Origin of the sequence: Lacinutrix venerupis, from assembly GCF_003663945.1 — a bacterium.
GTDB lineage: Bacteria > Bacteroidota > Bacteroidia > Flavobacteriales > Flavobacteriaceae > Lacinutrix > Lacinutrix venerupis.
On the sequence record NZ_RCCH01000007.1, the window covers coordinates 157,644 to 178,190 of the forward strand.

Genomic DNA, 20,547 nt, shown 5'->3' on the forward strand with positions numbered 1-20,547 from the left:
GCGTTAAGGATGGAGCAATTGTTGGAGCTCATCTTTGATAGCGACTTGCGAGAGCCTGACCCTTTGGGTAACGCCAAAATTATTATTTGAGATTCCTGCTTTCGCAGGAATTTGTTAGACGTCGAAATCGACGACTACTTTATCTGTTGTTGGTACTGCTTGACAGCTTAGCACCAAGTTTTGCGCGACTTCTTTATCGTCTAGCGCATAATTTATTTTCATTTCTACTGTTCCTTCTACGACTTCGCATTTACAGGTGCTGCAAACACCAGCTTTACAGGCGAATGGCAAATCGGCTCCTGCGCCTAAGGCTGCATCGAGAATATTATCGTACTCTTTGGTCATAGTGAAAGCGAATTCTTTTCCGCCATCGACTATGGTTACTTGTGTTCCTTCTACGTTTTGTTGTGCTAGACGCTCGGCTCTTTTAATATCTTCGTCTGAAAGACCTGTTACGAATAGCTCGAAATGCACGAGTTCTTTTGGTAATCCTGAGTTTATTAAATAGTCGCTTACGTAGTGTACCATTTTTTCTGGTCCGCAAAGGAAAACTTCGCTGGTGTCTGGAATATCGATGAATGTTTTGGTAAGGATTTGCATTTTTTCATCATCAAATCTACCATTAAACAACTCGATATCGCGACGCTCTTTAGTTAAGAAATAATAGATTTCTAGTCTGCCAAAGTATTTGTTACGAAGTTGCTCTAAGGCTTCTTTAAAGATAATTGATTTTGCAGTTTTATTTACATAAAACAATTTACATGTTGCATTAGGCTCTGCCGATAAATGTGCTTTTAACATGGAAAGCACTGGTGTTATACCACTTCCTGCTGCAAAAAACAGATAGTTTTTTGAGGCTTCCGGCTGTACTTCTACTCCAAATGTACCGCTTGGCACCATAACTTCAAGCTCGTCTCCTGCTTTTAAATTTTCGTTTACATATGTTGAAAATTTACCTCCCGAAATTAGCTTTACTGCAACTTGCCACTGGTTATCGTTTGGTGAAGAGCATAACGAATAGGAACGACGAACATCTTCGCCATTAATATCTGCTTTTAGTGTTAAATGCTGACCTTGACGGAATTTAAATTCGCTTTTTAAATCATCTGGAACAGCGAAAGAAACAACCGAAGTATCGTCTGTTTCCTTATATATATCTTGTATTTTAAGTGTATAGAATTGTGCCATTATTATTTTTTAACCCTCAAACTAACACTTGTTAGTTAGCGTTACAAAGTTAAGAAATAATTTGATACCTAAATGTTAATTCCGTGAATGAGTACTTTATTTAAATTATTTGCTAAATCGTTTACGTTAAGTTCTTCTTTTTTAGGAATCCAAATGTAAAGTGATCGTAATGTGGTAAGCATTGAAAACATTATTATTTCTGGATTTACTTCTTTAAGCTCTGACGATTCTATGCCTTGCTGTATAATAGAAAGAAAATCTTTTTCGTAATTATCTCTTAAACTTAAATAATAGTTTAATTGTGTTTCTAAATGCATCCAATCGTTATTTAAGGATGCCATACCATAAATGTTTTCGCTCGCAATTTTAACGTGTAAAGCTACAATTTGCTTTAGTTTCTCTATGCATGATAGTTTAGAATCTTGCACTAACTTCATACCTTGCGTAAACTCTTCGGCTATTGATATTATAATAGTATTTAAAATATCTTGTTTAGAGTTAATATGATTGTAAAGACTTGCCGCTTTTATTCCCATAGCGGTTGCCAAATCCCTCATAGTAACCGCACTGTATCCTTTTTCTTTAAACAGTTTTGCTGCTACCCTAATAATTTCTTCTTTACGCGTTTCTTGTTTCAAGTCTTTATTGTATTTAATTATTGTAAATTTATACAAAAAGAAAGACTATGGGATTTTTAGATTTTATTTTTGGAGCAAAAAAACGACAAGTTGAAACATATTTAAATAATGGCGCAGTAATTTTAGATGTAAGAACACAACGCGAATGGAATAAAGGCCATATCGAAAATGCTGTACACATACCAATAGACGAGTTAAACAATCGTGTTGATGAAGTTAAAGCTTTAAACAAACCAGTTATTGCTTGTTGTGAAAGTGGAGTTCGTTCTGCAAAAGCCGCAAAATTTCTAAACTTAAATAATATTAGTGCTATAAATGGTGGTGGTTGGATTGGCTTAAAAAAGAAACTATAATTTTAAACCTTGAAGCTCTTCAACTGCTTCTATTGTATTTTGATTATACTGTAATGTCCAACCTAAAGAATTGGTAAGAATATAAAATTTAGCCAACTCACTTATTAATCTATTTTTGGTGTTAGATTTTAAATCTGAAGCTTCAATTTTTTGCATTAATTGTTGGTTTACCGTTTGTTTAATAGCATTATAATCTTTGGCTTCAAACGGATTTAAAAAATCGGCCTGAATATCATAATATTCAAAATCTGGACTAATTTTTATTTCTTCTTCTGGAATATTTAAAATGGAAAGTGTTTTTGTGCTTTCATCTATTTTATATTCAATTTTACTTAAATCGTAAGCTATAGTTACATCTGCATTAACCACAACTAATGCTTTTTTTTTCTACAGAAATTAAATTTCCAAATAAATCTTTTGAATTATTATAATTAAAAACCTGACTAAAATGACCTTCGGTCACTACAAGTTTACCTACATTTTTAAGCGACTCTTGAATTAAAGCAGAATGCTCTTGAAGTATAATTTTATCATTTTTTTTATCACTACAGTACTTAAAACTAAAGAGTATTATTAAGGTTATAACTACTCCAAAAAGTATTTTTCTCATATATCTAATTTAGTGAAAAATTAATTTACAAGTAATAAATCGATATTTAAAAAAAAACATCAGTACACAAGTTTTTAATACTTGAATACTGATGCTTGGGAATAGAGTTGATTAATAGCAAAACCAATTTAAGCTTAATTATTCTAAGTTCTTTTTTTATTCGATAAAATTAACAAAAAACTGTTTAAATGTATATTTGACAGAAAATTCATCAAAAAAATACTAACATCATAAAGAATGAAGCTCAAAGCTGAATTCTGTTTAAAATAAAATATGAGAGAATCGAGTTGTTAAAGATTCTTTTTTAATATCTAAGTTTAACAAAAACTCTTTATGAGCTTGAGAATTGTTATTAAATGGTTTATGCTGAAGTCCTTTTTGCACAACATCAACTTCCTTCATGATTTGAAGTGCATCCAAATTTACCCAAACTTCTATAAATTTTTGCCATATATATTTAATAGCAGTAGTATTAGGATGCAACATATCGTCTTTATAAAAACGATAATCGCGAAGCTCATCCATCATAATTTCATAAGAAGGAAAATATAAAGTTTCTGCATTTAAAACTTGATGTGTAGCAGAAATTAAATGCGATTTACTTTGCATATTTTCTACAAAACCATCCTTTATATGCCTTACCGGAGAAACCGTAAAAATTACTTTTGCTGTTTTATTAACCGCTCTAATTTTAGTTATGCAATTTTGAAGACTTTTCTTTACACTCTCAATCGATAATAAGTTTTTTTCAAATGCTTTTTGAGGCACTTTATGGCAATTAGCAACAATTTTATTTTCTTCTACTAAATTATAAACCCAAGCTGTACCTAAGGTAATTATAATATGTGTTGACTCTAAAATACTTTTTTGAAGTAATTGAAGTTGTGTATTTAAATCTTTAAGCAAATCTTCTTTTGAAGCATTACTTAATACCGAATGTGCATCGAAACAATGCCATTGTTCGTTGTGATAAAAAACGTCGTTATCTAAATATTTTTTTTGCTGAAGAGCTCTTGATATTACTGTTTCTATAGCTTTAGGATGAAACAAAATACCAAAAGGATTTGAAATACTTTGAAATTTAAAATACTCTAATTTATTACCTATATTTTCTGAAAAACAAGAACCCAAAAGCAAGAGTTTTGAATTATAATCTATAAGATTATGCTCTTGCTTTTTAAGTTTTATGTTTGTTTGTAATTTCATTTATAAGCTAATTCTCAAATACAAAATTGTATTATTGAATATATTTTTTCGCTTCATTTAAAGCTTCTGGAATACCAGCAGGATTTTTTCCGCCAGCGGTTGCAAAAAATGGCTGTCCGCCGCCGCCGCCATGAATTAGTTTTCCTAATTCTCTAACTACAGTTCCTGCGTTTAAACCTTTTTCGGCTACTAATTCTTTAGAAATATAACATGTTAACATAGCTTTTCCGCCAGCATCTGTACCAAATAATAAAAATAAATTTTTATGTTTTTGTCCCAACTCGAAAGCAACATCTTTAATACCTGAGGCATCTAAATCTACCTTTTCGGCTAAAAATTGAACACCATTAATTTCGGTTAAATTGTTTGCTAATTCGCCTTTTAAATTTTTGGCTTTATCTTTTAGTAAACTTTCAATTTGCTTTTTTAAATCGCTATTTTCTGTTTGTAGTTTTACTAAAGCTTCTTTAGGATCTTTTGCGTTGTTTAATAGAGATTTCATTTCTGAAAACACTTTACTATTTTCTGCATAAAAATCTTTAACAGCATCGCTAGTAATAGCTTCAATTCTTCTAATTCCTGAAGCAACTGCGCCTTCTGATACTATTTTAAAATGCCAAATGTCACCAGTATTTTTTACATGTGTTCCACCGCATAATTCTATAGACTGCCCAAAACGAATGGTTCTTACAGTATCGCCATACTTCTCTCCAAATAATGCCATTGCTCCATCTTCAATAGCTTGATCCATTGGCACATTTCTATTTTCTTCTAAGGCTAGTTTTCCGTCAATTCTTCGGTTTACAAAATCTTCAACCTCTTGTAATTGTTCGTTTGTAACTTTAGAAAAATGAGAAAAATCGAAACGTAAGTATTTTGAGTGTACTGCACTACCTTTCTGCTCTACGTGAGTTCCTAAAATCTCACGTAATCCTTGGTGCAATAAGTGTGTTGCTGTATGGTTACATTCTGTTCTATAACGCTGTTTAGCATCTACAACAGCTTTAAACGTTTCGTTTATGTGCTTTGGTAGATTTTTAGTAAAGTGAATGATTACGTTATTTTCCTTTTTAGTATCTAAAATATAAACGACATCGCCATGAGCATCTTCTAAGTAGCCTTTATCACCTACTTGTCCGCCACCTTCTGCATAAAATGGTGTTAAGTTGAATACTAGCTGATACATTTCACCATCTTTTTTAGAGGTTACCTTTCTGTATCGTGTTAACTTTACATTAGCTTCTAAAGCATCGTAACCAATAAATTCTTGTTCAACATCATCAATTAAAGTTGTCCAATCATCAGATTTTAAAGAAGACGATTCTCGACCACGGCTTTTTTGTTTTTCAAGTTCTGCGTTAAATTCTTCTACATTATAAGTGTAGCCTTTTTCACGTAAAATTAAATCGGTTAAATCTTCAGGAAACCCATAAGTATCTTTTAACTCAAAAACTTTAGCTCCTAAAACCTCTTTTCCTTTTGTAGTTTCTATAATACGGTCTAGTAATAACAAACCTTGATCTAATGTTCTTAAAAACGAGGTTTCTTCTTCTTTAATTACATTTTCAATAAGTTGTTTTTGTATTTTTAATTCTGGAAATGCTTCACCCATTTTATCACTTAACACATCTACTAAACGGTAAATAAATGGTTCTTTTTTATCTAAAAATGTAAAACCATAACGTACTGCACGACGTAAAATGCGACGTATTACATATCCTGCACCTGTATTACTTGGTAATTGTCCATCTGCAATAGAGAATGCTACTGCACGAACATGGTCTGATATTACACGAATGGCAATATCGGTTTTTTCATCTTTATTATATTCTTTATCTGTAATGGTTTCTATTTCACGTATAATTGGTGTAAAAACATCTGTATCGTAATTAGATTGTACATTTTGTAACACCATACATAAACGCTCAAATCCCATTCCTGTATCTATATGCTTATTTGGTAAACCTTCAAGCGATCCATTTGCTTTACGGTTATACTGCATAAATACAAGGTTCCAGATTTCAACCACTTGTGGGTGATCCATATTTACTAAATCTTTACCGCTTACTTTTGCTTTTTCTTCAGCCGAACGTATATCTACATGTATCTCACTACAAGGTCCACATGGTCCTTGTTCTCCCATTTCCCAAAAGTTATCTTTTTTATTTCCTTTTAAAATACGGTCTTCGCTAATGTATTGTTTCCAGATATCGAAAGCTTCAGTATCCATTTCAAGGTTGTCGCTATCTTCGCTACCTTCAAAAACAGTTACGTATAAAATATCTTTATCTATTTTATAAACTTCGGTTAACAACTCCCAAGCCCAAGCTATTGCTTCTTTTTTAAAGTAATCTCCAAAAGACCAATTTCCTAACATTTCGAATAAAGTATGGTGGTATGTATCGTAACCAACTTCTTCTAAATCGTTATGTTTACCAGAAACGCGCAAACATTTTTGAGAATCTGCTATACGTGTGTTTTTAGGCTCAGAATTTCCTAAAAAATATTCTTTAAAAGGAACCATTCCAGCATTTACAAACATTAACGTTGGATCATCCTTTAAAACCATAGGAGCAGAAGGCACAATACCGTGTTTCTTTTTTTCGAAAAAATTTAAAAATGTAGAGCGAATATCTTGAGATTTCATCTGTTTACTTGTTGCTTTTATATTAATAAATGAAACTCACTTTACAATTTAGATTCTGTTAAACCTAATATTTATAGCTTATTTCAAATAGTATTGTTAATAATCTTGTTTTAACTAATCGCGAACGTTAGAAAACAATTTATATATTTGTTTTGCGTTTTTTAATAGTGTAACTTGATTTTGAGTTACATTTAACTGCAAAAATAGTATAATTTACACAATGAGTAAGGTAAAATATTATTATGATTCTGATACGCTATCGTATCGTAAAATTGAACGTAAAAAACGTCGTACTTTAAAGTACTTTTTGGCCTTTTTATTTTCTTCTGCTTTATTTGGATTACTTTTTGTTTTTTTAGCAAGTCAGTTTTTTAAATCTCCCAATGAAAAAGCACTTGAAAGAGAATTAAGCAATATGCAGTTACAATTTGAGTTATTAAACAAAAAAATGACTGAAGCTGAAGCTGTACTTGCCAACGTAGAAGAAAGAGATAATAATATTTATAGATTATATTTTGAATCTAATCCTATTCCTGAAGAACAACGAAAAGCAGGATTTGGAGGTGTAAACAGATACAAAGCTTTTGAAGGTTTTGATAATTCTAAACTTATTAAAGAAAGTAATAAACGTTTAGACATACTACAAAAACGAATTGTTGTACAGTCTAAATCTTTAGACGAAATTGCCATTTTAGCCGCAGAAAAAGAAAAGCTTTTAGCATCCATTCCAGCAATTCAACCTGTAAACAATGAAGATTTAACACGAATGGCTTCTGGCTATGGTATGCGTACAGATCCTTTTAATAAGACAAGAAAAATGCATTGGGGAATGGACTTTACTGCTCCTCGAGGCACACCAATTTATGCTGCTGGAGATGGCGTTGTAGAACGAGCAGACAGTAACAGTTCTGGCTATGGTAAACACATACGTATAGATCATGGTTATGGTTATGTATCGCTATATGCACATTTATACAAATACAATGTTGGTAAAAACCAAAAAGTAAAACGTGGTGACTTAATTGGTTTTGTTGGAAGTACAGGCAGAAGTGAAGCTCCACATTTACATTACGAAATATTTAAAGACGGAGAACGTATTAACCCTATTAATTTCTATTACGGTAGTTTAACAGCAGAAGAATATAGTAAACTACTCGATCGTTCTTCTATAGAAAACCAATCTTTAGATTAATGCAAATAAACCTTCCAGAAAAAAGATATTATGCCATAGGCGAAGTCGCTAATGCCTTTAACGTAAACACGTCTTTAATTAGATTCTGGGAGAAAGAATTTGATGTTTTAAAACCTAAAAAAAACGCAAAAGGCAACCGTAAATTTACACCCGAAGATATTAAAAACCTTCAATTTATTTACCACTTAGTAAAAGAGCGTGGCTTCACATTAGAAGGTGCAAAAATTCATATTAAAGAAGAAAAGCAGAAAAGCCTTACTAATTTTGAAATAATTAGTAAATTAGAAGGCATTAAAGCACAATTAATAAAATTAAAAAATGAATTATAAAGAACTACCTGAACACTCAACTAAAAAACCAAACACCATGAAAAAATTTCTTATACCACTTGTAGTTATTGGAGTTATTATTTTTGCTATCTACTCTTGGGGAGTTGGCATTAACAATACAGCTGTAGAACTTGAAGCTAATGCAAAAACAGCTTGGTCTAATGTAGAAAGTAGCTACCAAAGAAGAAGCGACCTTTATAATTCTATTATAAAAACCGTACAAGGATCTGCAGATTTTGAAAGAAAAACTTTAAATGAAGTTATTGAAGCAAGATCTAAAGCCACTTCTGTTAATATAGACGCTAATAATTTATCACCAGAAAATGTAGCAAAATTTCAACAAGCACAAAGCCAATTAAGTGGTTCTTTTAGTAGACTTATTGCATCGTTTGAGCGTTACCCAGAATTAAGAACTACGGAGCAGTTTAAAGAATTTCAATCTCAACAAGAAGGTACAGAAAACCGTATTAATGTTGCAAGAGATAGATATAATGATGCCGTAAACAAATACGATATTTATACTACAAAATTCCCAAACAAAATACTTGCAGGTATGTTTGGCTTTAAAGAAATGGCAAGATATAAAGCAGACCCAGGTTCTGAAAAAGTTCCAGATGTAGAATTTAAATTCGATTAATTTATTTAAATACATGCAAAATCCTGTTGAAGCATTTTTAACCACTATTGAAGAACAAGAGATTGTTGCTGCCATTCGTGAGGCAGAACAACAAACTTCTGGTGAAATTAGAGTACACATCGAAAACACTTGCAAAGGCAATATAGAAGATCGCGCTTTGGAGGTGTTTTCTATTTTAAAAATGCAAAATACAGAGTTACATAATGCTGTTTTAATTTATTTAGCAGTAAATGATAAAGCATTTGCTATCTATGGAGATAGAGGAATAAACGCCGTAGTCGCCGATAATTTTTGGGATGACACAAAAAATGTAATTCAAAATCACCTTAAAAAAGGCAATAGAAAACAAGCTTTAGTTGATGGTATTTTACTTGCTGGAAAGCAACTAAAAGAATTCTTCCCTATTTCTAAAAATGATAGAAATGAATTAAGTAACACTATTTCTAAAGGATGAGTTTTTACAAACAATTTTCTGTGAGCAACTATCAGCCATTTGTAAGCCTTAACAAAAACATTTTTGTGCTTTTTTTGGGTCTTTTACTTTTAAGTAATTTATCCTTTGCTCAATACGATATTCCAGATACTCCAAAATTTCAAACTAGTGTTTACGATTATTATGGTTTACTTCAGTCTGGACAAAAAACAGCTTTAGAAAACAAACTTGTAAAATATTCTGATACAACCTCAACTCAAATTGTGGTAGCAATTATATCTTCAACCAATGGAGAGTACATAAATTATCTTGGTACGCAATGGGCACAAAAATGGGGCATTGGAGATCAAGAAAAAGACAATGGTATTTTTATATTATTAGCACGAGATGATAGAAAAATAAGTATTAGCACTGGTTACGGTACAGAACATTTAATGACAGATGCCATATCACGACGTATTATAGAACGAGATATTATCCCTTATTTTAAACGTAACGATTACTTTGGCGGCTTAAATCGTGGTGCAGATGCTATTTTTGAAGTAATGCAAGGCGAATACCAAGGAACAAGACAAACCAGTAGCGAAGCCTTTCCTTTTGCTGTAGTATTTTTTATGTTTATTGTTTTTGTAATTATACTTATATCTATTTCTAAAAACCGACGTGGTGGCGGGAATGGAGGCGATAGGTTTGACGGCAGAAATACCACACGAGACATCCTTGAAGCTATAATATTAAGCAACTCTGGTCGCGGAGGTTATAGAAGTGGATCTGGAGGTTTTGGAGGTGGTTTTGGCAGTGGAGGTTCTTCAGGTGGTTTTGGAGGTGGCTTTGGCGGCGGCGGTTTCGGCGGAGGTGGAGCTTCTGGCGGATGGTAATTTACGTTTTTAACACTTAAACCATCTAAAACATATTAACACTGCTAATATATTTCAATTTTAAAAATGAAAAATCTTGTCATTATTTCAATAATTTTATTACTTATATCTTGCAAACAAAATAATCCCAAGACAATTGTTGCAATTGATGTTGTGCAAGATTATAGCCAATTATTTTCAGCTGAAGAAAAACAAACACTTTCAGAAAAAATAATTAATTACGAAAAGGAAACAACTAATCAAATTTGTGTTTACACTATCGATTCTCTTCCACAAAACACAAACTCACTTTATTATGCTACAAACCTAGCTATGGAACTTGGTGTAGGCACTAAGGATAAAAACAATGGCCTTTTGCTTTTAATATCAAAATATGATAGAAAAATAGCCATTGCTACAGGTACCGAAACAGAAAAAACAATTACAGATCTTATAGCAAATGAGATAATTACCACTACTATTGTTCCAAAATTTAAAGAAAATCTTTATTTTAAGGGAGTGAGCAATAGTTTAGACTCTATTATAAAAAAATGGAATTAATCGAAAAAATAAATATCGTTATCCTTACTTTCTCCTTTAGAACCTAAGCTATTAAATTTCCAACTAAAACTTAACATAAAGTATTGCTGTAATACTGTACTCTGTGAATCTTGGATATAATCCTGTGTTGCAATACGTCTAGCGTTTGTATTTTGATTTAACAAATCGTAAACTTTAAGAGTTAAAGCTCCTTGATCTTTTAAAACAGAATAAGCTAAAGTTGAGTTCCAAAACCATGCTGTTTTTTGAAATCCGTCTGCAATATTAGGATTATAATTAAAACTTACATCGTTTCTCCATTCAAAGTTTTTTGGTAGAAAAGTTGCTGTTCTAACTCCGGCATCATGGCTAGTAAAGTTTCTATCTTCAAAAGCCTCTATACCATAAGTGTTTTTAGTGTATGTAATTCTATAATAAGGCTTAAACTCTAGAACCTTATCCCAGATAAAATCGACTCCTATATTTGGCGTTAATGAATTTACTTTACTGTCGTATTGCACATCGTTATTAAAATTTACATTTTTTGTAAAGTTAGTCCAGGCTCCTAATCTAAATTTTATTTTTCTAATAGAATCTAACTTAAAATCTTTACTATATCTTCCATAAATACCCATATTATAATTACCATCTACGTTTTCGTAAGTTGTTACTCTTTTTAAAGTTTCAGGATCTACTGTGGTTTTAGATATAACTTGATTATTAGAAATTTCTGCATTAGCATTTAAATACAAACCTGTTTTTTTCTGCCAATCGAAACCATTATAACCAATATAAACACGATGACTTTTTTCTGGTTCTAAATTTGGGTTACCTACAACAGTGTTTAATGGATTTGAAACATCAGTAAATGCCTGTAACTGTCTTAAAGCTGGCGGATTATTACTTAGTCTATAATTTGCGTAAATTGATGCTTTTGGACTAAAGCGATAATTAAGATAAGAGTTTATTTCTGCATTATTAAAATCGCGCTCTACGTTAAATTGAGGCCTTAAAAGATCATTATTTTTAAGTGTTCTCATATTATAACTAATATTAAAACGTCCTGACAATTTCTCTCCTCGGTAACTTAAAGCAACTCCAGGAATACTTCTAGAATCTACATACTCAAAATCTGTACTTAACTCTGTATTAAAATCTACATAATCTTGTAATACCTCATTAAAATCGAAAGTACTCTCTCTATTTTCATCTTTATCCCTAGCGTATTGATATTCAAAATTTAAAAATAATTTTTTAGCTACCAAAGGCAATCTATACGTTAATTCTGCACTTATACCGTTACTGTTTTTTTCTCCATCGGTAAATTGATTTCTATTAATAGTTTCTGGATCGGTACCAAAAACTTCGGTATTCGAGTTTATAAAGTCGTCGTTTTCGGTTTCATTTATTCTATTTTCTAATTCAAAACGCAAAAACGAACCTTTGCTACCAAAGCGTTTAGTTAAACTTAACTCGTTAGAGAAATCTTTTCCAAAACTTTCGACATTAGAATTTACGGTAGATTGATTTGTTAATACACGATCTTCGTCTAAAGTCTCATCGTTACTACTATAAAGTGTTCTACTTTTAGAGTAGTTAAATGATGGTGCTATATTAATTTGAAATGTTGAATCTGTTTCAATTTCAAATTCTAGGTTTGCTGTATGGCTATCTGTATCGTTTTCGGATTTAGAATTAGTATTATTAAAAAATCTAGAGTCTGATAATATAGTTTCTCGTTGAGAAGACGACTCGTTTTCCGAACTACTTGAAGAGAAAAAATAATCTCCAGAAGCCTCTGTTTTTTCGCCAATTTTATCGGCATAATTTACTCCTGCATTTTGAGAAGTTGTAATACCTACTCCGCCTCCAAAAGAACGACCACCAATAGAAAAAGACCCATTACTACTCCACGATGTGCTTCCTCCACGCCCAAACATTTTAGAAATTTCACCAAAACTAAATCCTGGAGAATTTGTATTATTTCCTCCTGCTAAAACACTTACTCTTTGATCGTTATCAAAATAATTAAGCATTCCTGCAAACTCATAACGCTCATCGGTTCCTCCACCTGCAGAAACGCGTCCAAAAACACCTTTATTATTTTCTTCTTTAATTGTAAGATTTATGGTTTTGTTTTCTTTATCTCCAGCTTCTCCAGAAAATGCTTCTGCTTTAGTTTTTGTATCAACAATCTGGATTTTTTCAATAATATCTTTGGTTAAATTTTTAGTAGTTATAGACGGATCGTTTCCAAAAAAAGGTTTCCCATTTACTAAAATTTTATTTACTTCTTTTCCATTTACTTTAATTTTTCCTTCTTCATCTATTTCTACGCCTGGCAATTCTTTAAGTAAATCTTCTACATTAGCATCTTTTTTTGTTTTAAAAGAACTAACATTAAACTCTAAAGTATCTTTTTTAATGGTTACTGGAGCTGTAGACTTAAGTACAACTTCGTCTAAGGCATTAGACATTTCAAGTGGAATTATACCAATATCTTGAACATCTTTATCCATTTTTATTTTTTTATGATAGGTTTTAAAACCTACATAAGAAACATAAAAATTCAAGTACTCATCTGAGGTTGAGTTTTCTAAAGAAAATAATCCATCTTTATCTGAAATTGTATAAGTAACTAAAGCACTGTCTTTAACACGCTGTAGAAAAACAGTAGCTGCTTCCATAGGATATTGATCCTCGGCATCGACTAGCTTACCTGTTACTTTAAAATCTTTAGATTGAGAAAACGAAAATGACACACATAATAGTGCTGCGAAAAAAAATAATTTGCGCATGGTTTGGTTGGTTTTTTAGTGATTGACGATAGAGTTTAGCGTAAAATAAAAACGAAAATACTATAGATAAAGTATGAAACTCTTAAAAAAAATATAAAAAACCAGCCTAATATGTTATTTTTTACGCATATACACACTTACTGGCACACCAGTAAAATCGAACAATTCACGTAGTTTATTTTCTAAAAAACGCTTATATGGTTCTCGAACATATTGTGGTAAATTACAGAAAAAAGCAAATTGCGGTTGTGGTGTTGGCAATTGCATAACATATTTAATTTTTACAAATTTACCTTTGTATGCCGGTGGTGGATAATTTTCAATAATTGGTAAAAATGTATCGTTTAAAACACTTGTTTTTATTTTTTTAGTTCGGTTTTTATAAACCTCAACAGCAGTTTCTATAGCTTTATAGATACGTTGTTTTGTTAAAGCTGACATAAATACAATAGGCACATCTGTAAATGGCTCGCATTGTTGACGTATGTGCTTCTCGAATGCAATTGTTGTTTTATGGTCTTTTTCTACTAAATCCCATTTATTAACTAAAATTACAATTCCTTTTCTATTTCTTTGTGCTAACCAAAAGATGTTTTGCACTTGTCCGTCGAAGCCTCTATTAGCATCTACAACTATTAGGCATACATCTGCATGCTCAATAGCACGAACAGATCGCATAACAGAATAAAACTCTAAGTCTTCTTTTACTTTGGATTTTTTTCTAATTCCTGCAGTATCTACTAAGTTAAAATCGAAACCAAAACGATTATATTTGGTATCTATTGCATCTCTTGTTGTGCCTGCAATATCTGTTACTATATATCTATCTTCTCCTATTAAAGCATTAATAAATGAAGATTTTCCAGCGTTAGGACGACCTACAACTGCAAATCTTGGGAGCTCGTCTTTTTCTACATCCTGCTCTTTTTCTGGAAGCGCTTCAACCAAAGCATCTAACAAATCTCCTGTTCCGCTTCCATTGATACTAGCTATGGTAAAATAATTTCCTAAACCTAAACTATAGAATTCTACGGCATCTTCTGCACGCTTATTGTTATCTACTTTATTTACAACTAAAAATACAGGTTTAGTAACTCTACGTAATAATTTAGCAACATCTTCATCCATTCCTGTAACACCATCTTCTACATCTACCATAAATATAATAGCATCTGCTTCATCGATAGCTAACTCTACTTGTTTATCTATTTCAGCTTCAAAAATATCATCACTTCCTTTTACATAACCTCCTGTGTCTATTAATGAAAATTCTTTACCATTCCAATCGCTTTTTCCATAGTGGCGATCTCTTGTAACACCACTTACGGCATCTACAATGGCCTCGCGACGTTGAATTAAACGATTAAAGAATGTTGATTTTCCAACATTTGGTCTTCCTACAATAGCTACTATATTACTCATAATTTACGTTTTAGTCTGCATTACATATCCTGTAAGCGGCTGCAAAGGTAATGTTTAGTTTAAGATAAAATACACATTTTTTAATTCTTTATAAGTATTTAAAGCAAAAAATGCTTTGTCTAAACATTTAAGACAAAGCATTTTATTATTTTAATTAGTTATTTTATTGTTGGTTTTCGTAGAATGTAACTGTTCCACTATCTTCATTAGATACTATTAGTAAATCTCTTCCGTTAGGACTATCTTCTGCAGAAACTACTAATAAACCTTCTGGCGCCTCATCTCCTGTATGAGATAATATTGTTAAGAATGTTGGTGCTGTTGGATTTGTAATATCATAAACCATAATTTGATCTGTTCTTTCTAACCCTACAAAAAGTAAGTAACGTTGGTTGCTCATATTTAAAACAGCAACACTTTCTGGCTCTGCTCCTTTATCATCACTTCTACCATCTTCATCATTAAATTGGTTTGGCGTTAAAGCAAGTGTTTGTGAAGCAATGCTATTTCCACTATCGTAAGCTAGTGTTCCGTTTGCATTCCATACACTAAAAGAACGCGCTCCATAACTGTATATCTCATCTAAATCGCCATCATTATCAATGTCACCTAGAGTTGTTGTTGTTTTTAATCTTCCTAAATTTTCGTCGTTTAAATACTCTAACGAAGCTGGAAAAACAGTTTCATCTAAAATTAAGTCTTTAAGTCTTTCTTCTTCACTAAATCCATCATAATCTCTAGCATCACCTTCGTTTGCAGAAATTACATATTCTGTTCCTGCGATATTTACATATACTATTGCGTCTGGCTGGTAGATACCTTTAATTGGCCAATTTTTTAATTCTGTTACAGAATCATCGTCACTAGCATCTAATGAATTTTGTGGTAAACTATGATCTTTAAAACCTAATGGATAAATAGCTTCTATAGTCTTAGATGTTAAATTAACTTTTGCTATACCATTATTCTCTTGTAACGAAACCCACGCGTATTGAGAATCGTCTGAAATAGCAATATATTCTGGTTCAACATCTGTTGCTAAATTAGCATTTGGTCCAAAAACTCTAAATCCTTGTGTTTTTAATGAAGCTTCTTGACTGTTAAATGCTGAAAAATCTAAAGTCGTTACAGAATCGTCGTTTAAGTCTATAATACTAACTGTTCCTAATGGATCTACAGTATAATCATCGTTTGGCTCTCCTTCGTTTGCAGAAACTATTACGTTTCCACTATTTGTAAAAGTTACCATATCTGGTAAAGCTCCAACCGTGTACTGGTTAATTAGTGTAGCATCTGCCGTATTGTATACTAATATTTTACCAGGATTTTGCTTAACATCTGCTTCTACTGCAATAGCTAATTTTCCATTTGAAACTGCCACACTATTTGGCGCTCCAAAGGCATTTAAATTTATTGAAGTTTCTTGTACAGGAGCATTTAAATCTGAAATGTTATAAATAGAAATCTCGTTAGTTTCTGTATTAGTAATAAATATTTTTTTTGTAATTGCATCGTAGGCAGAGATTTCTGCAGATGCTGCTCCTCCAACATTTATTGTTGCCTTATGTTGAAAATTAACATCGGTATTAACAATTTCTTCTGGAATATTTGTATTGTCATCATCATTTTGACATGCAAATGTTAAAAGCGCTAAACACGCAATCGTACTCTTGTTTAAAAATTTCATTTTTTTGGTTTTTTGTTGACATCAAAAATGAAATTTTACCATTAACTAAACATTAATGCTAATTGAAGAAATAATTAGAATTTATTTAAAAAAACGACTAAAATTTAAGTAAACGTTACCTAAACTTTAATTATTGGTTATAACCAAAACGTTTTAATTGACGTTGATCGCTTCTCCAATTCTTATTTACTTTTACATAAAGTTCTAAATGAATTTGCTTGCCAAAGAATTTTTCTAAATCTTTTCTTGCCTCTACTCCTACACGTTTTAAAGCAGAACCTTTGTGACCTATAATAATTCCTTTTTGTGTTTCGCGTTCTACCATAATTACAGAACGAATTCTAATAATATTTTCTTCTTCAAAAAACTCTTCGGTATCAATTTCTACAGCATAAGGTATTTCCTTTTTGTAGTGCATTAATATTTTTTCACGAATAGTTTCGTTTATAAAAAAGCGTTCTGGTTTATCTGTTAATTGATCTTTTGGGTAATATGGTGGAGATTCTGGAAGTAACTCTATAATTTTATCGAAAACCTCTTTTACATTAAAGCCTTCTAATGCAGAAATGGCAATAATTTCGGCATTTGGCACTTTTTTTGCCCAAAGTTGTACTTGCTCTTCAAGTTGCTCTTGATTAGATTTATCTATTTTATTTAATAATAATAAAACAGGAATTTTAGCATTGGTAATTTTATTAAAAAAAGCTTCGTCTTTTAATTCCTTTTCACCAATTTCTACCATGTAAATAAGCAAATCTGCATCATCAAATGCCGATTTTACAAAATCCATCATAGAGGCTTGCAACTCGTAAGCCGGTTTTATAATTCCTGGTGTATCACTTAATACAACCTGAAAATTTTCACCATTTACAATACCTAATATTCTATGTCTTGTTGTTTGCGCCTTAGACGTGATAATAGATAATTTTTCACCTACAAAGGCATTCATTAATGTTGATTTGCCAACGTTTGGATTACCTATAATATTTACAAAACCTGCTTTATGACTCATAATAATCTTATTTAGTACACTGCAAAGTTACGACCTTGGTTTATTTATTCCTCTATCGTAAAGCACAATACTTCCTGCAACCGATACATTTAAACTTAATTCACTCTTAAATTTAACTAAATGGTGTGATTTCTCTATAGCTTGCTTAGATAAACCATGATCTTCTGCTCCTAATAAATATACACAACGTCTTGGATGATTAAAAGTTTCTAAATCTACAGCTTCATCTGTTAATTCCACACCTACTAATCTTGCACCTTTTGGTAAGTGGCTATAAAACTCATCAAAATTTTCGTAATGAAAGTAAGGCATAGATTTTACTGCATTATGCGTATCGCAAGCTTGTTTTGCATAACGATTTCCAATAGTAAATATAAAACTTGCTCCTAAATTTTGAGCTGACCTCCATAATACACCAAGATTTTCTGGTGTTTTACCGTTTTGTATTCCAATACCAAAAAACTCATTTTTGAAGTTATCTATCATATTGCAAAAATAATAAAGTTAGATAATGTAAATTATAATTCCTTTAGTTTTGTTAAAATACACTTATAGTTTATTGGTTCAATTTATCTTTACTTTTTTATAAAATAATTGAAAGCTATTTATTTTAACTTCGACCAAGATTAGAAGTTTTCAATTAAAAAACAAAAACTATAATGTCATCACTTAAAATTGTTTTAATCTCTTGCTGTATATTACTATTTTTTTCTTGTAAGCAAAATAAATCAAATGCTATAAAAGACAGCAATAATAGTACTGATACTGTAAGCACTGTTACTCTTTCAAAATCACAAAAAATATTAAATAAAACAATTGCCGCTCATGGTGGTGATTTATACAACACAGCACATTATTCTTTCATTTTTAGAGGCAATACTTATAGTTTTAAAAACACTGTTAATGGTTATGAGTATTGGAAAGAAACTAAAACTGATAGTAATTTAATTCAAGATTACTTAAAAAATGATAAATTTTCTAGAACTACATTTAACGAGAGTAATAAAGGAGAATGGGTAGATTTATCTGAAAAGGAAATTAAAAGCGCCAAAGGTGCAATAAATTCGGTTATTTATTTTGCAACATTACCACATAAATTAAATGACAAAGCTGTAAATTCTAAATACGTTGAAAGCACATCTATTAAAAATAAAAATTACGATGTTATTGAAATAACATTTAACAAAGAAGGTGGTGGCGAAGACCATGATGATGAGTTTTATTACTGGATAAATAAAGACACAAATAAAATTGATTATTTAGCTTATAACTATACGGTAAACAAAGGCGGCGTTCGTTTTAGAAGCGCATACAACCGTAGCGTTGTAGACGGTATAACTTTTCAAGATTACATAAATTATAAAGTAGAAACAGGAACACCTTTAAAAGATTTACCAACACTTTATGAAGCTGAAGAATTAAAAGAACTTTCAAAAATTAAAACTGAAAATATTATTAACTTAAACAAAAACTAAAATGAAAAAATTACTATTTCTTATTGCAATTGCACTTATAGGAACAACTGCAAACGCACAAAAATTCTCGAAAATGGACAAGAGCCCAATGGATCGTGCTTATTTTCCAGCTGGCGCTCCACATAGAACTTTTGAAAAAGATGTTGCTAAACAAAAAGCTTTAACACCACAAATTAGAGTAACTTATTCTCGTCCTGAAAAAAAAGGAAGAGATATTTTTGGAGGCCTATTAAAATATGGTGAAGCATGGAGAGTTGGTGCAAACGAATCTACCGAAATATTATTTGAAAATGATGTTGTTTTTGGAGGAAAAGATATTAAAGCTGGGCGTTACACTATAATTATTATTCCTACAGAAAAAGAATGGACATTAAATTTAAATACAGATTTAGATGGTTGGGGAAATTATGGTTATGATGCTACAAAAAACATTGCAAGCGTTACCGCACCTGTAAGTAAAAGCGACAAAGAGATTGAAAATTTATCTATTGCGTTATACGAGGCAGCACCTAAAACTGTACATTTAAAAATTGGTTGGGATAACACAGTTGCCGAATTTCCAATTACATTAAAATAAATAATAAACTTTTTATAAAAAAGGCTTCCAAAACAGGAAGCCTTTTTTTTATTTTATATCTGGTGGATAACCTTCCAAAACTTTATTAACTATAGCTTTAAATCGTGCCTCCCGTTTTTCTGGATTTTGGTTTTGTTTAAAAGAACTCTCGCTTATAGCTTGCCAAAATAAACCAGTTTTATTTTCATCTACAAACTCAATTGTAATTTGCCTGTTAATACTAGATTGACCTACAGGAATACCAACCGAAATACCTCCACCAAAACCACGATTACCTCCACCAACTCCTACTCCAACATTATTTCTCGATGCTTCTTGAAACTCATTACTTTTAATATCTATATAAAAACTTGCGTTTTGCGTTTTAACCAATCCCATTTCGTTTAATTTATAATCTAACGCAGCTATTAATCTTTTTTCATCTAATTCATTTAAACCAGATTCTATATTACTAAAAAAATTATACGTTTTATATTCATTAAAATTTGTAGTTTTCTCGTAATCGTAATTAACGTAAATTGGCGCACAAGAAGCTAAACAAAGTATTAAAGCAAAATATTTAAATATCTTCATAATTATTTTTTTGTTTAAAGTTAATTAAAAAAAAGACCATTTTTTAAATCTTGAAATCAATTCTTATTTTGATAATTAAAATAATATTTAGATATTTGTCTAAATACCTAAATAATGAATCTTTTATTTAAAGCTTTAAATGATGATACCAGAAGACAAATTTTGGAATTATTAAAAGAAAAAGACAGAACTGCTGGCGAAATTGCAGATGCCTTTAACATCTCTAAACCTAGTATTTCGCACCATTTAGATATTTTAAAAAGAGCCGATTTAGTAAGCAGCAAAAAAAAAGGGCAATTTGTTGAATACTCTATTAACACAAGTATTTTAGAAGATGTTTTGCAATGGATAATTACTTTAAAAAAATAAAATT

The 20,547-nt window shown here is 31.1% G+C and carries 20 protein-coding genes and 1 pseudogene; 10 read left to right on the top strand and 11 right to left on the bottom strand.

All coding sequences use genetic code 11. From position 1 onward, the window contains the following. Nucleotides 1-114: 114 nt before the first annotated feature. Both CLV86_RS11820 and CLV86_RS11825 read right to left on the bottom strand, forming a co-directional pair. The gene (locus CLV86_RS11820) at nucleotides 115-1,188 is read right to left on the bottom strand and encodes a 2Fe-2S iron-sulfur cluster-binding protein (RefSeq protein ID WP_121052583.1); all 1,074 of its coding nucleotides are present in this window, start codon (nucleotides 1,186-1,188) and stop codon (nucleotides 115-117) included. Nucleotides 1,189-1,256: 68 nt separating this feature from the next. After that, entirely contained in the window at nucleotides 1,257-1,826 is a 570-nt protein-coding gene (locus CLV86_RS11825; RefSeq protein ID WP_121052585.1) for a TetR/AcrR family transcriptional regulator, read from the bottom strand. A gap of 47 nt (nucleotides 1,827-1,873) precedes the next feature. On the opposite strand from CLV86_RS11825, the gene CLV86_RS11830 reads away from it, so the two are divergent. After that, nucleotides 1,874-2,179 carry a rhodanese-like domain-containing protein gene (locus CLV86_RS11830; RefSeq protein ID WP_121052587.1) on the top strand — a complete coding sequence of 102 codons (306 nt, stop codon included), beginning with the start codon at nucleotides 1,874-1,876 and terminating at the stop codon, nucleotides 2,177-2,179. Here the strand turns inward: CLV86_RS11830 and CLV86_RS11835 are convergent. The 3 genes and pseudogenes from CLV86_RS11835 to alaS all read right to left on the bottom strand — a co-directional run bounded on the left by CLV86_RS11835 (nucleotide 2,174) and on the right by alaS (nucleotide 6,642). After that, nucleotides 2,174-2,789: pseudogene (locus CLV86_RS11835) on the bottom strand (DUF4230 domain-containing protein). The gene CLV86_RS11830 and the pseudogene CLV86_RS11835 sit on opposite strands and share 6 nt — an antisense overlap. Nucleotides 2,790-3,050: 261 nt before the next feature. After that, nucleotides 3,051-3,995, bottom strand: coding sequence for a GSCFA domain-containing protein (locus CLV86_RS11840; protein ID WP_121052589.1), 945 nt, complete (start codon nucleotides 3,993-3,995; stop codon nucleotides 3,051-3,053). A 31-nt stretch (nucleotides 3,996-4,026) separates the two neighbouring features. Further along, nucleotides 4,027-6,642, bottom strand: coding sequence for an alanine--tRNA ligase (gene alaS / locus CLV86_RS11845; protein ID WP_121052591.1), 2,616 nt, complete (start codon nucleotides 6,640-6,642; stop codon nucleotides 4,027-4,029). 220 nt (nucleotides 6,643-6,862) lie between these two features. Here alaS and CLV86_RS11850 point away from each other — a divergent pair, with 220 nt between their 5' ends. From CLV86_RS11850 to CLV86_RS11875, 6 genes are all read left to right on the top strand, one after another. After that, complete coding sequence (locus CLV86_RS11850) at nucleotides 6,863-7,834, top strand: M23 family metallopeptidase (RefSeq protein WP_076732050.1); 972 nt, start codon at nucleotides 6,863-6,865, stop codon at nucleotides 7,832-7,834. Then, a complete protein-coding gene (locus CLV86_RS11855; protein ID WP_076732049.1) occupies nucleotides 7,834-8,163 on the top strand; it encodes a MerR family transcriptional regulator in 330 nt (109 codons plus the stop codon). Before CLV86_RS11850 ends, CLV86_RS11855 begins: the two co-directional genes overlap by 1 nt. 37 nt (nucleotides 8,164-8,200) lie before the next feature. Next, entirely contained in the window at nucleotides 8,201-8,800 is a 600-nt protein-coding gene (locus CLV86_RS11860) for a LemA family protein (RefSeq protein WP_076734355.1), read from the top strand. Between the two features lie 13 nt (nucleotides 8,801-8,813). Continuing rightward, the gene (locus tag CLV86_RS11865; RefSeq protein ID WP_076732048.1) at nucleotides 8,814-9,254 is read left to right on the top strand and encodes a TPM domain-containing protein; all 441 of its coding nucleotides are present in this window, start codon (nucleotides 8,814-8,816) and stop codon (nucleotides 9,252-9,254) included. Continuing rightward, a complete protein-coding gene (locus CLV86_RS11870; protein WP_121052592.1) occupies nucleotides 9,251-10,111 on the top strand; it encodes a TPM domain-containing protein in 861 nt (286 codons plus the stop codon). The genes CLV86_RS11865 and CLV86_RS11870 overlap by 4 nt, the downstream gene beginning before the upstream one ends. Nucleotides 10,112-10,177: 66 nt before the next feature. Further along, a complete protein-coding gene (locus tag CLV86_RS11875; protein WP_121052594.1) occupies nucleotides 10,178-10,651 on the top strand; it encodes a TPM domain-containing protein in 474 nt (157 codons plus the stop codon). Here the strand turns inward: CLV86_RS11875 and CLV86_RS11880 are convergent. The 5 genes from CLV86_RS11880 to CLV86_RS11900 form a co-directional block, all read right to left on the bottom strand. Next, nucleotides 10,648-13,428 (bottom strand): outer membrane beta-barrel protein, encoded by a 2,781-nt coding sequence (locus CLV86_RS11880; protein ID WP_121052596.1) that lies wholly within the window; start codon nucleotides 13,426-13,428, stop codon nucleotides 10,648-10,650. The two genes, CLV86_RS11875 and CLV86_RS11880, sit on opposite strands and share 4 nt — an antisense overlap. A 114-nt stretch (nucleotides 13,429-13,542) precedes the next feature. Beyond that, entirely contained in the window at nucleotides 13,543-14,850 is a 1,308-nt protein-coding gene (der, locus tag CLV86_RS11885) for a ribosome biogenesis GTPase Der (protein ID WP_121052598.1), read from the bottom strand. A 163-nt stretch (nucleotides 14,851-15,013) separates the two neighbouring features. Further along, nucleotides 15,014-16,537 carry a choice-of-anchor I family protein gene (locus CLV86_RS11890; protein WP_121052600.1) on the bottom strand — a complete coding sequence of 508 codons (1,524 nt, stop codon included), beginning with the start codon at nucleotides 16,535-16,537 and terminating at the stop codon, nucleotides 15,014-15,016. A 130-nt stretch (nucleotides 16,538-16,667) separates the two neighbouring features. Continuing rightward, entirely contained in the window at nucleotides 16,668-17,549 is an 882-nt protein-coding gene (era, locus tag CLV86_RS11895; protein WP_076732042.1) for a GTPase Era, read from the bottom strand. A 27-nt stretch (nucleotides 17,550-17,576) separates the two neighbouring features. Then, nucleotides 17,577-18,035 carry an RNA methyltransferase gene (locus tag CLV86_RS11900; RefSeq protein WP_121052602.1) on the bottom strand — a complete coding sequence of 153 codons (459 nt, stop codon included), beginning with the start codon at nucleotides 18,033-18,035 and terminating at the stop codon, nucleotides 17,577-17,579. 173 nt (nucleotides 18,036-18,208) lie between these two features. Here CLV86_RS11900 and CLV86_RS11905 point away from each other — a divergent pair, with 173 nt between their 5' ends. Further along, on the top strand, nucleotides 18,209-19,024 hold the full coding sequence (locus CLV86_RS11905; RefSeq protein WP_121052604.1) for a DUF6503 family protein: 816 nt from the start codon (nucleotides 18,209-18,211) through the stop codon (nucleotides 19,022-19,024). Nucleotide 19,025: 1 nt separating this feature from the next. Then, complete coding sequence (locus tag CLV86_RS11910) at nucleotides 19,026-19,601, top strand: DUF2911 domain-containing protein (protein ID WP_121052606.1); 576 nt, start codon at nucleotides 19,026-19,028, stop codon at nucleotides 19,599-19,601. A 48-nt stretch (nucleotides 19,602-19,649) separates the two neighbouring features. On the opposite strand, the gene CLV86_RS11915 is transcribed toward CLV86_RS11910, so the two are convergent. Further along, entirely contained in the window at nucleotides 19,650-20,174 is a 525-nt protein-coding gene (locus CLV86_RS11915) for a DUF4136 domain-containing protein (protein WP_121052608.1), read from the bottom strand. 114 nt (nucleotides 20,175-20,288) lie between these two features. Between CLV86_RS11915 and CLV86_RS11920 the strand changes: the two genes are divergently transcribed. After that, entirely contained in the window at nucleotides 20,289-20,543 is a 255-nt protein-coding gene (locus tag CLV86_RS11920) for an autorepressor SdpR family transcription factor (RefSeq protein WP_121052610.1), read from the top strand. Nucleotides 20,544-20,547: the final 4 nt, after the last annotated feature.

What these genes read in the sequence shown, in the direction of transcription:
- CLV86_RS11840 (WP_121052589.1), bottom strand. Translation starts at nt 3,995, where the DNA reads ATGAAATTACAAACAAACATAAAACTTAAAAAGCAAGAGCATAATCTT.
- CLV86_RS11860 (WP_076734355.1), top strand. Translation starts at nt 8,201, where the DNA reads ATGAAAAAATTTCTTATACCACTTGTAGTTATTGGAGTTATTATTTTT.
- CLV86_RS11910 (WP_121052606.1), top strand. Translation starts at nt 19,026, where the DNA reads ATGAAAAAATTACTATTTCTTATTGCAATTGCACTTATAGGAACAACT.
- CLV86_RS11915 (WP_121052608.1), bottom strand. Translation starts at nt 20,174, where the DNA reads ATGAAGATATTTAAATATTTTGCTTTAATACTTTGTTTAGCTTCTTGT.
- CLV86_RS11880 (WP_121052596.1), bottom strand. Translation starts at nt 13,428, where the DNA reads ATGCGCAAATTATTTTTTTTCGCAGCACTATTATGTGTGTCATTTTCG.
- CLV86_RS11905 (WP_121052604.1), top strand. Translation starts at nt 18,209, where the DNA reads ATGTCATCACTTAAAATTGTTTTAATCTCTTGCTGTATATTACTATTT.
- CLV86_RS11920 (WP_121052610.1), top strand. Translation starts at nt 20,289, where the DNA reads ATGAATCTTTTATTTAAAGCTTTAAATGATGATACCAGAAGACAAATT.
- CLV86_RS11870 (WP_121052592.1), top strand. Translation starts at nt 9,251, where the DNA reads ATGAGTTTTTACAAACAATTTTCTGTGAGCAACTATCAGCCATTTGTA.
- der (WP_121052598.1), bottom strand. Translation starts at nt 14,850, where the DNA reads ATGAGTAATATAGTAGCTATTGTAGGAAGACCAAATGTTGGAAAATCA.
- era (WP_076732042.1), bottom strand. Translation starts at nt 17,549, where the DNA reads ATGAGTCATAAAGCAGGTTTTGTAAATATTATAGGTAATCCAAACGTT.
- CLV86_RS11875 (WP_121052594.1), top strand. Translation starts at nt 10,178, where the DNA reads ATGAAAAATCTTGTCATTATTTCAATAATTTTATTACTTATATCTTGC.
- CLV86_RS11830 (WP_121052587.1), top strand. Translation starts at nt 1,874, where the DNA reads ATGGGATTTTTAGATTTTATTTTTGGAGCAAAAAAACGACAAGTTGAA.
- CLV86_RS11865 (WP_076732048.1), top strand. Translation starts at nt 8,814, where the DNA reads ATGCAAAATCCTGTTGAAGCATTTTTAACCACTATTGAAGAACAAGAG.
- CLV86_RS11890 (WP_121052600.1), bottom strand. Translation starts at nt 16,537, where the DNA reads ATGAAATTTTTAAACAAGAGTACGATTGCGTGTTTAGCGCTTTTAACA.
- CLV86_RS11820 (WP_121052583.1), bottom strand. Translation starts at nt 1,188, where the DNA reads ATGGCACAATTCTATACACTTAAAATACAAGATATATATAAGGAAACA.
- alaS (WP_121052591.1), bottom strand. Translation starts at nt 6,642, where the DNA reads ATGAAATCTCAAGATATTCGCTCTACATTTTTAAATTTTTTCGAAAAA.
- CLV86_RS11850 (WP_076732050.1), top strand. Translation starts at nt 6,863, where the DNA reads ATGAGTAAGGTAAAATATTATTATGATTCTGATACGCTATCGTATCGT.
- CLV86_RS11855 (WP_076732049.1), top strand. Translation starts at nt 7,834, where the DNA reads ATGCAAATAAACCTTCCAGAAAAAAGATATTATGCCATAGGCGAAGTC.
- CLV86_RS11900 (WP_121052602.1), bottom strand. Translation starts at nt 18,035, where the DNA reads ATGATAGATAACTTCAAAAATGAGTTTTTTGGTATTGGAATACAAAAC.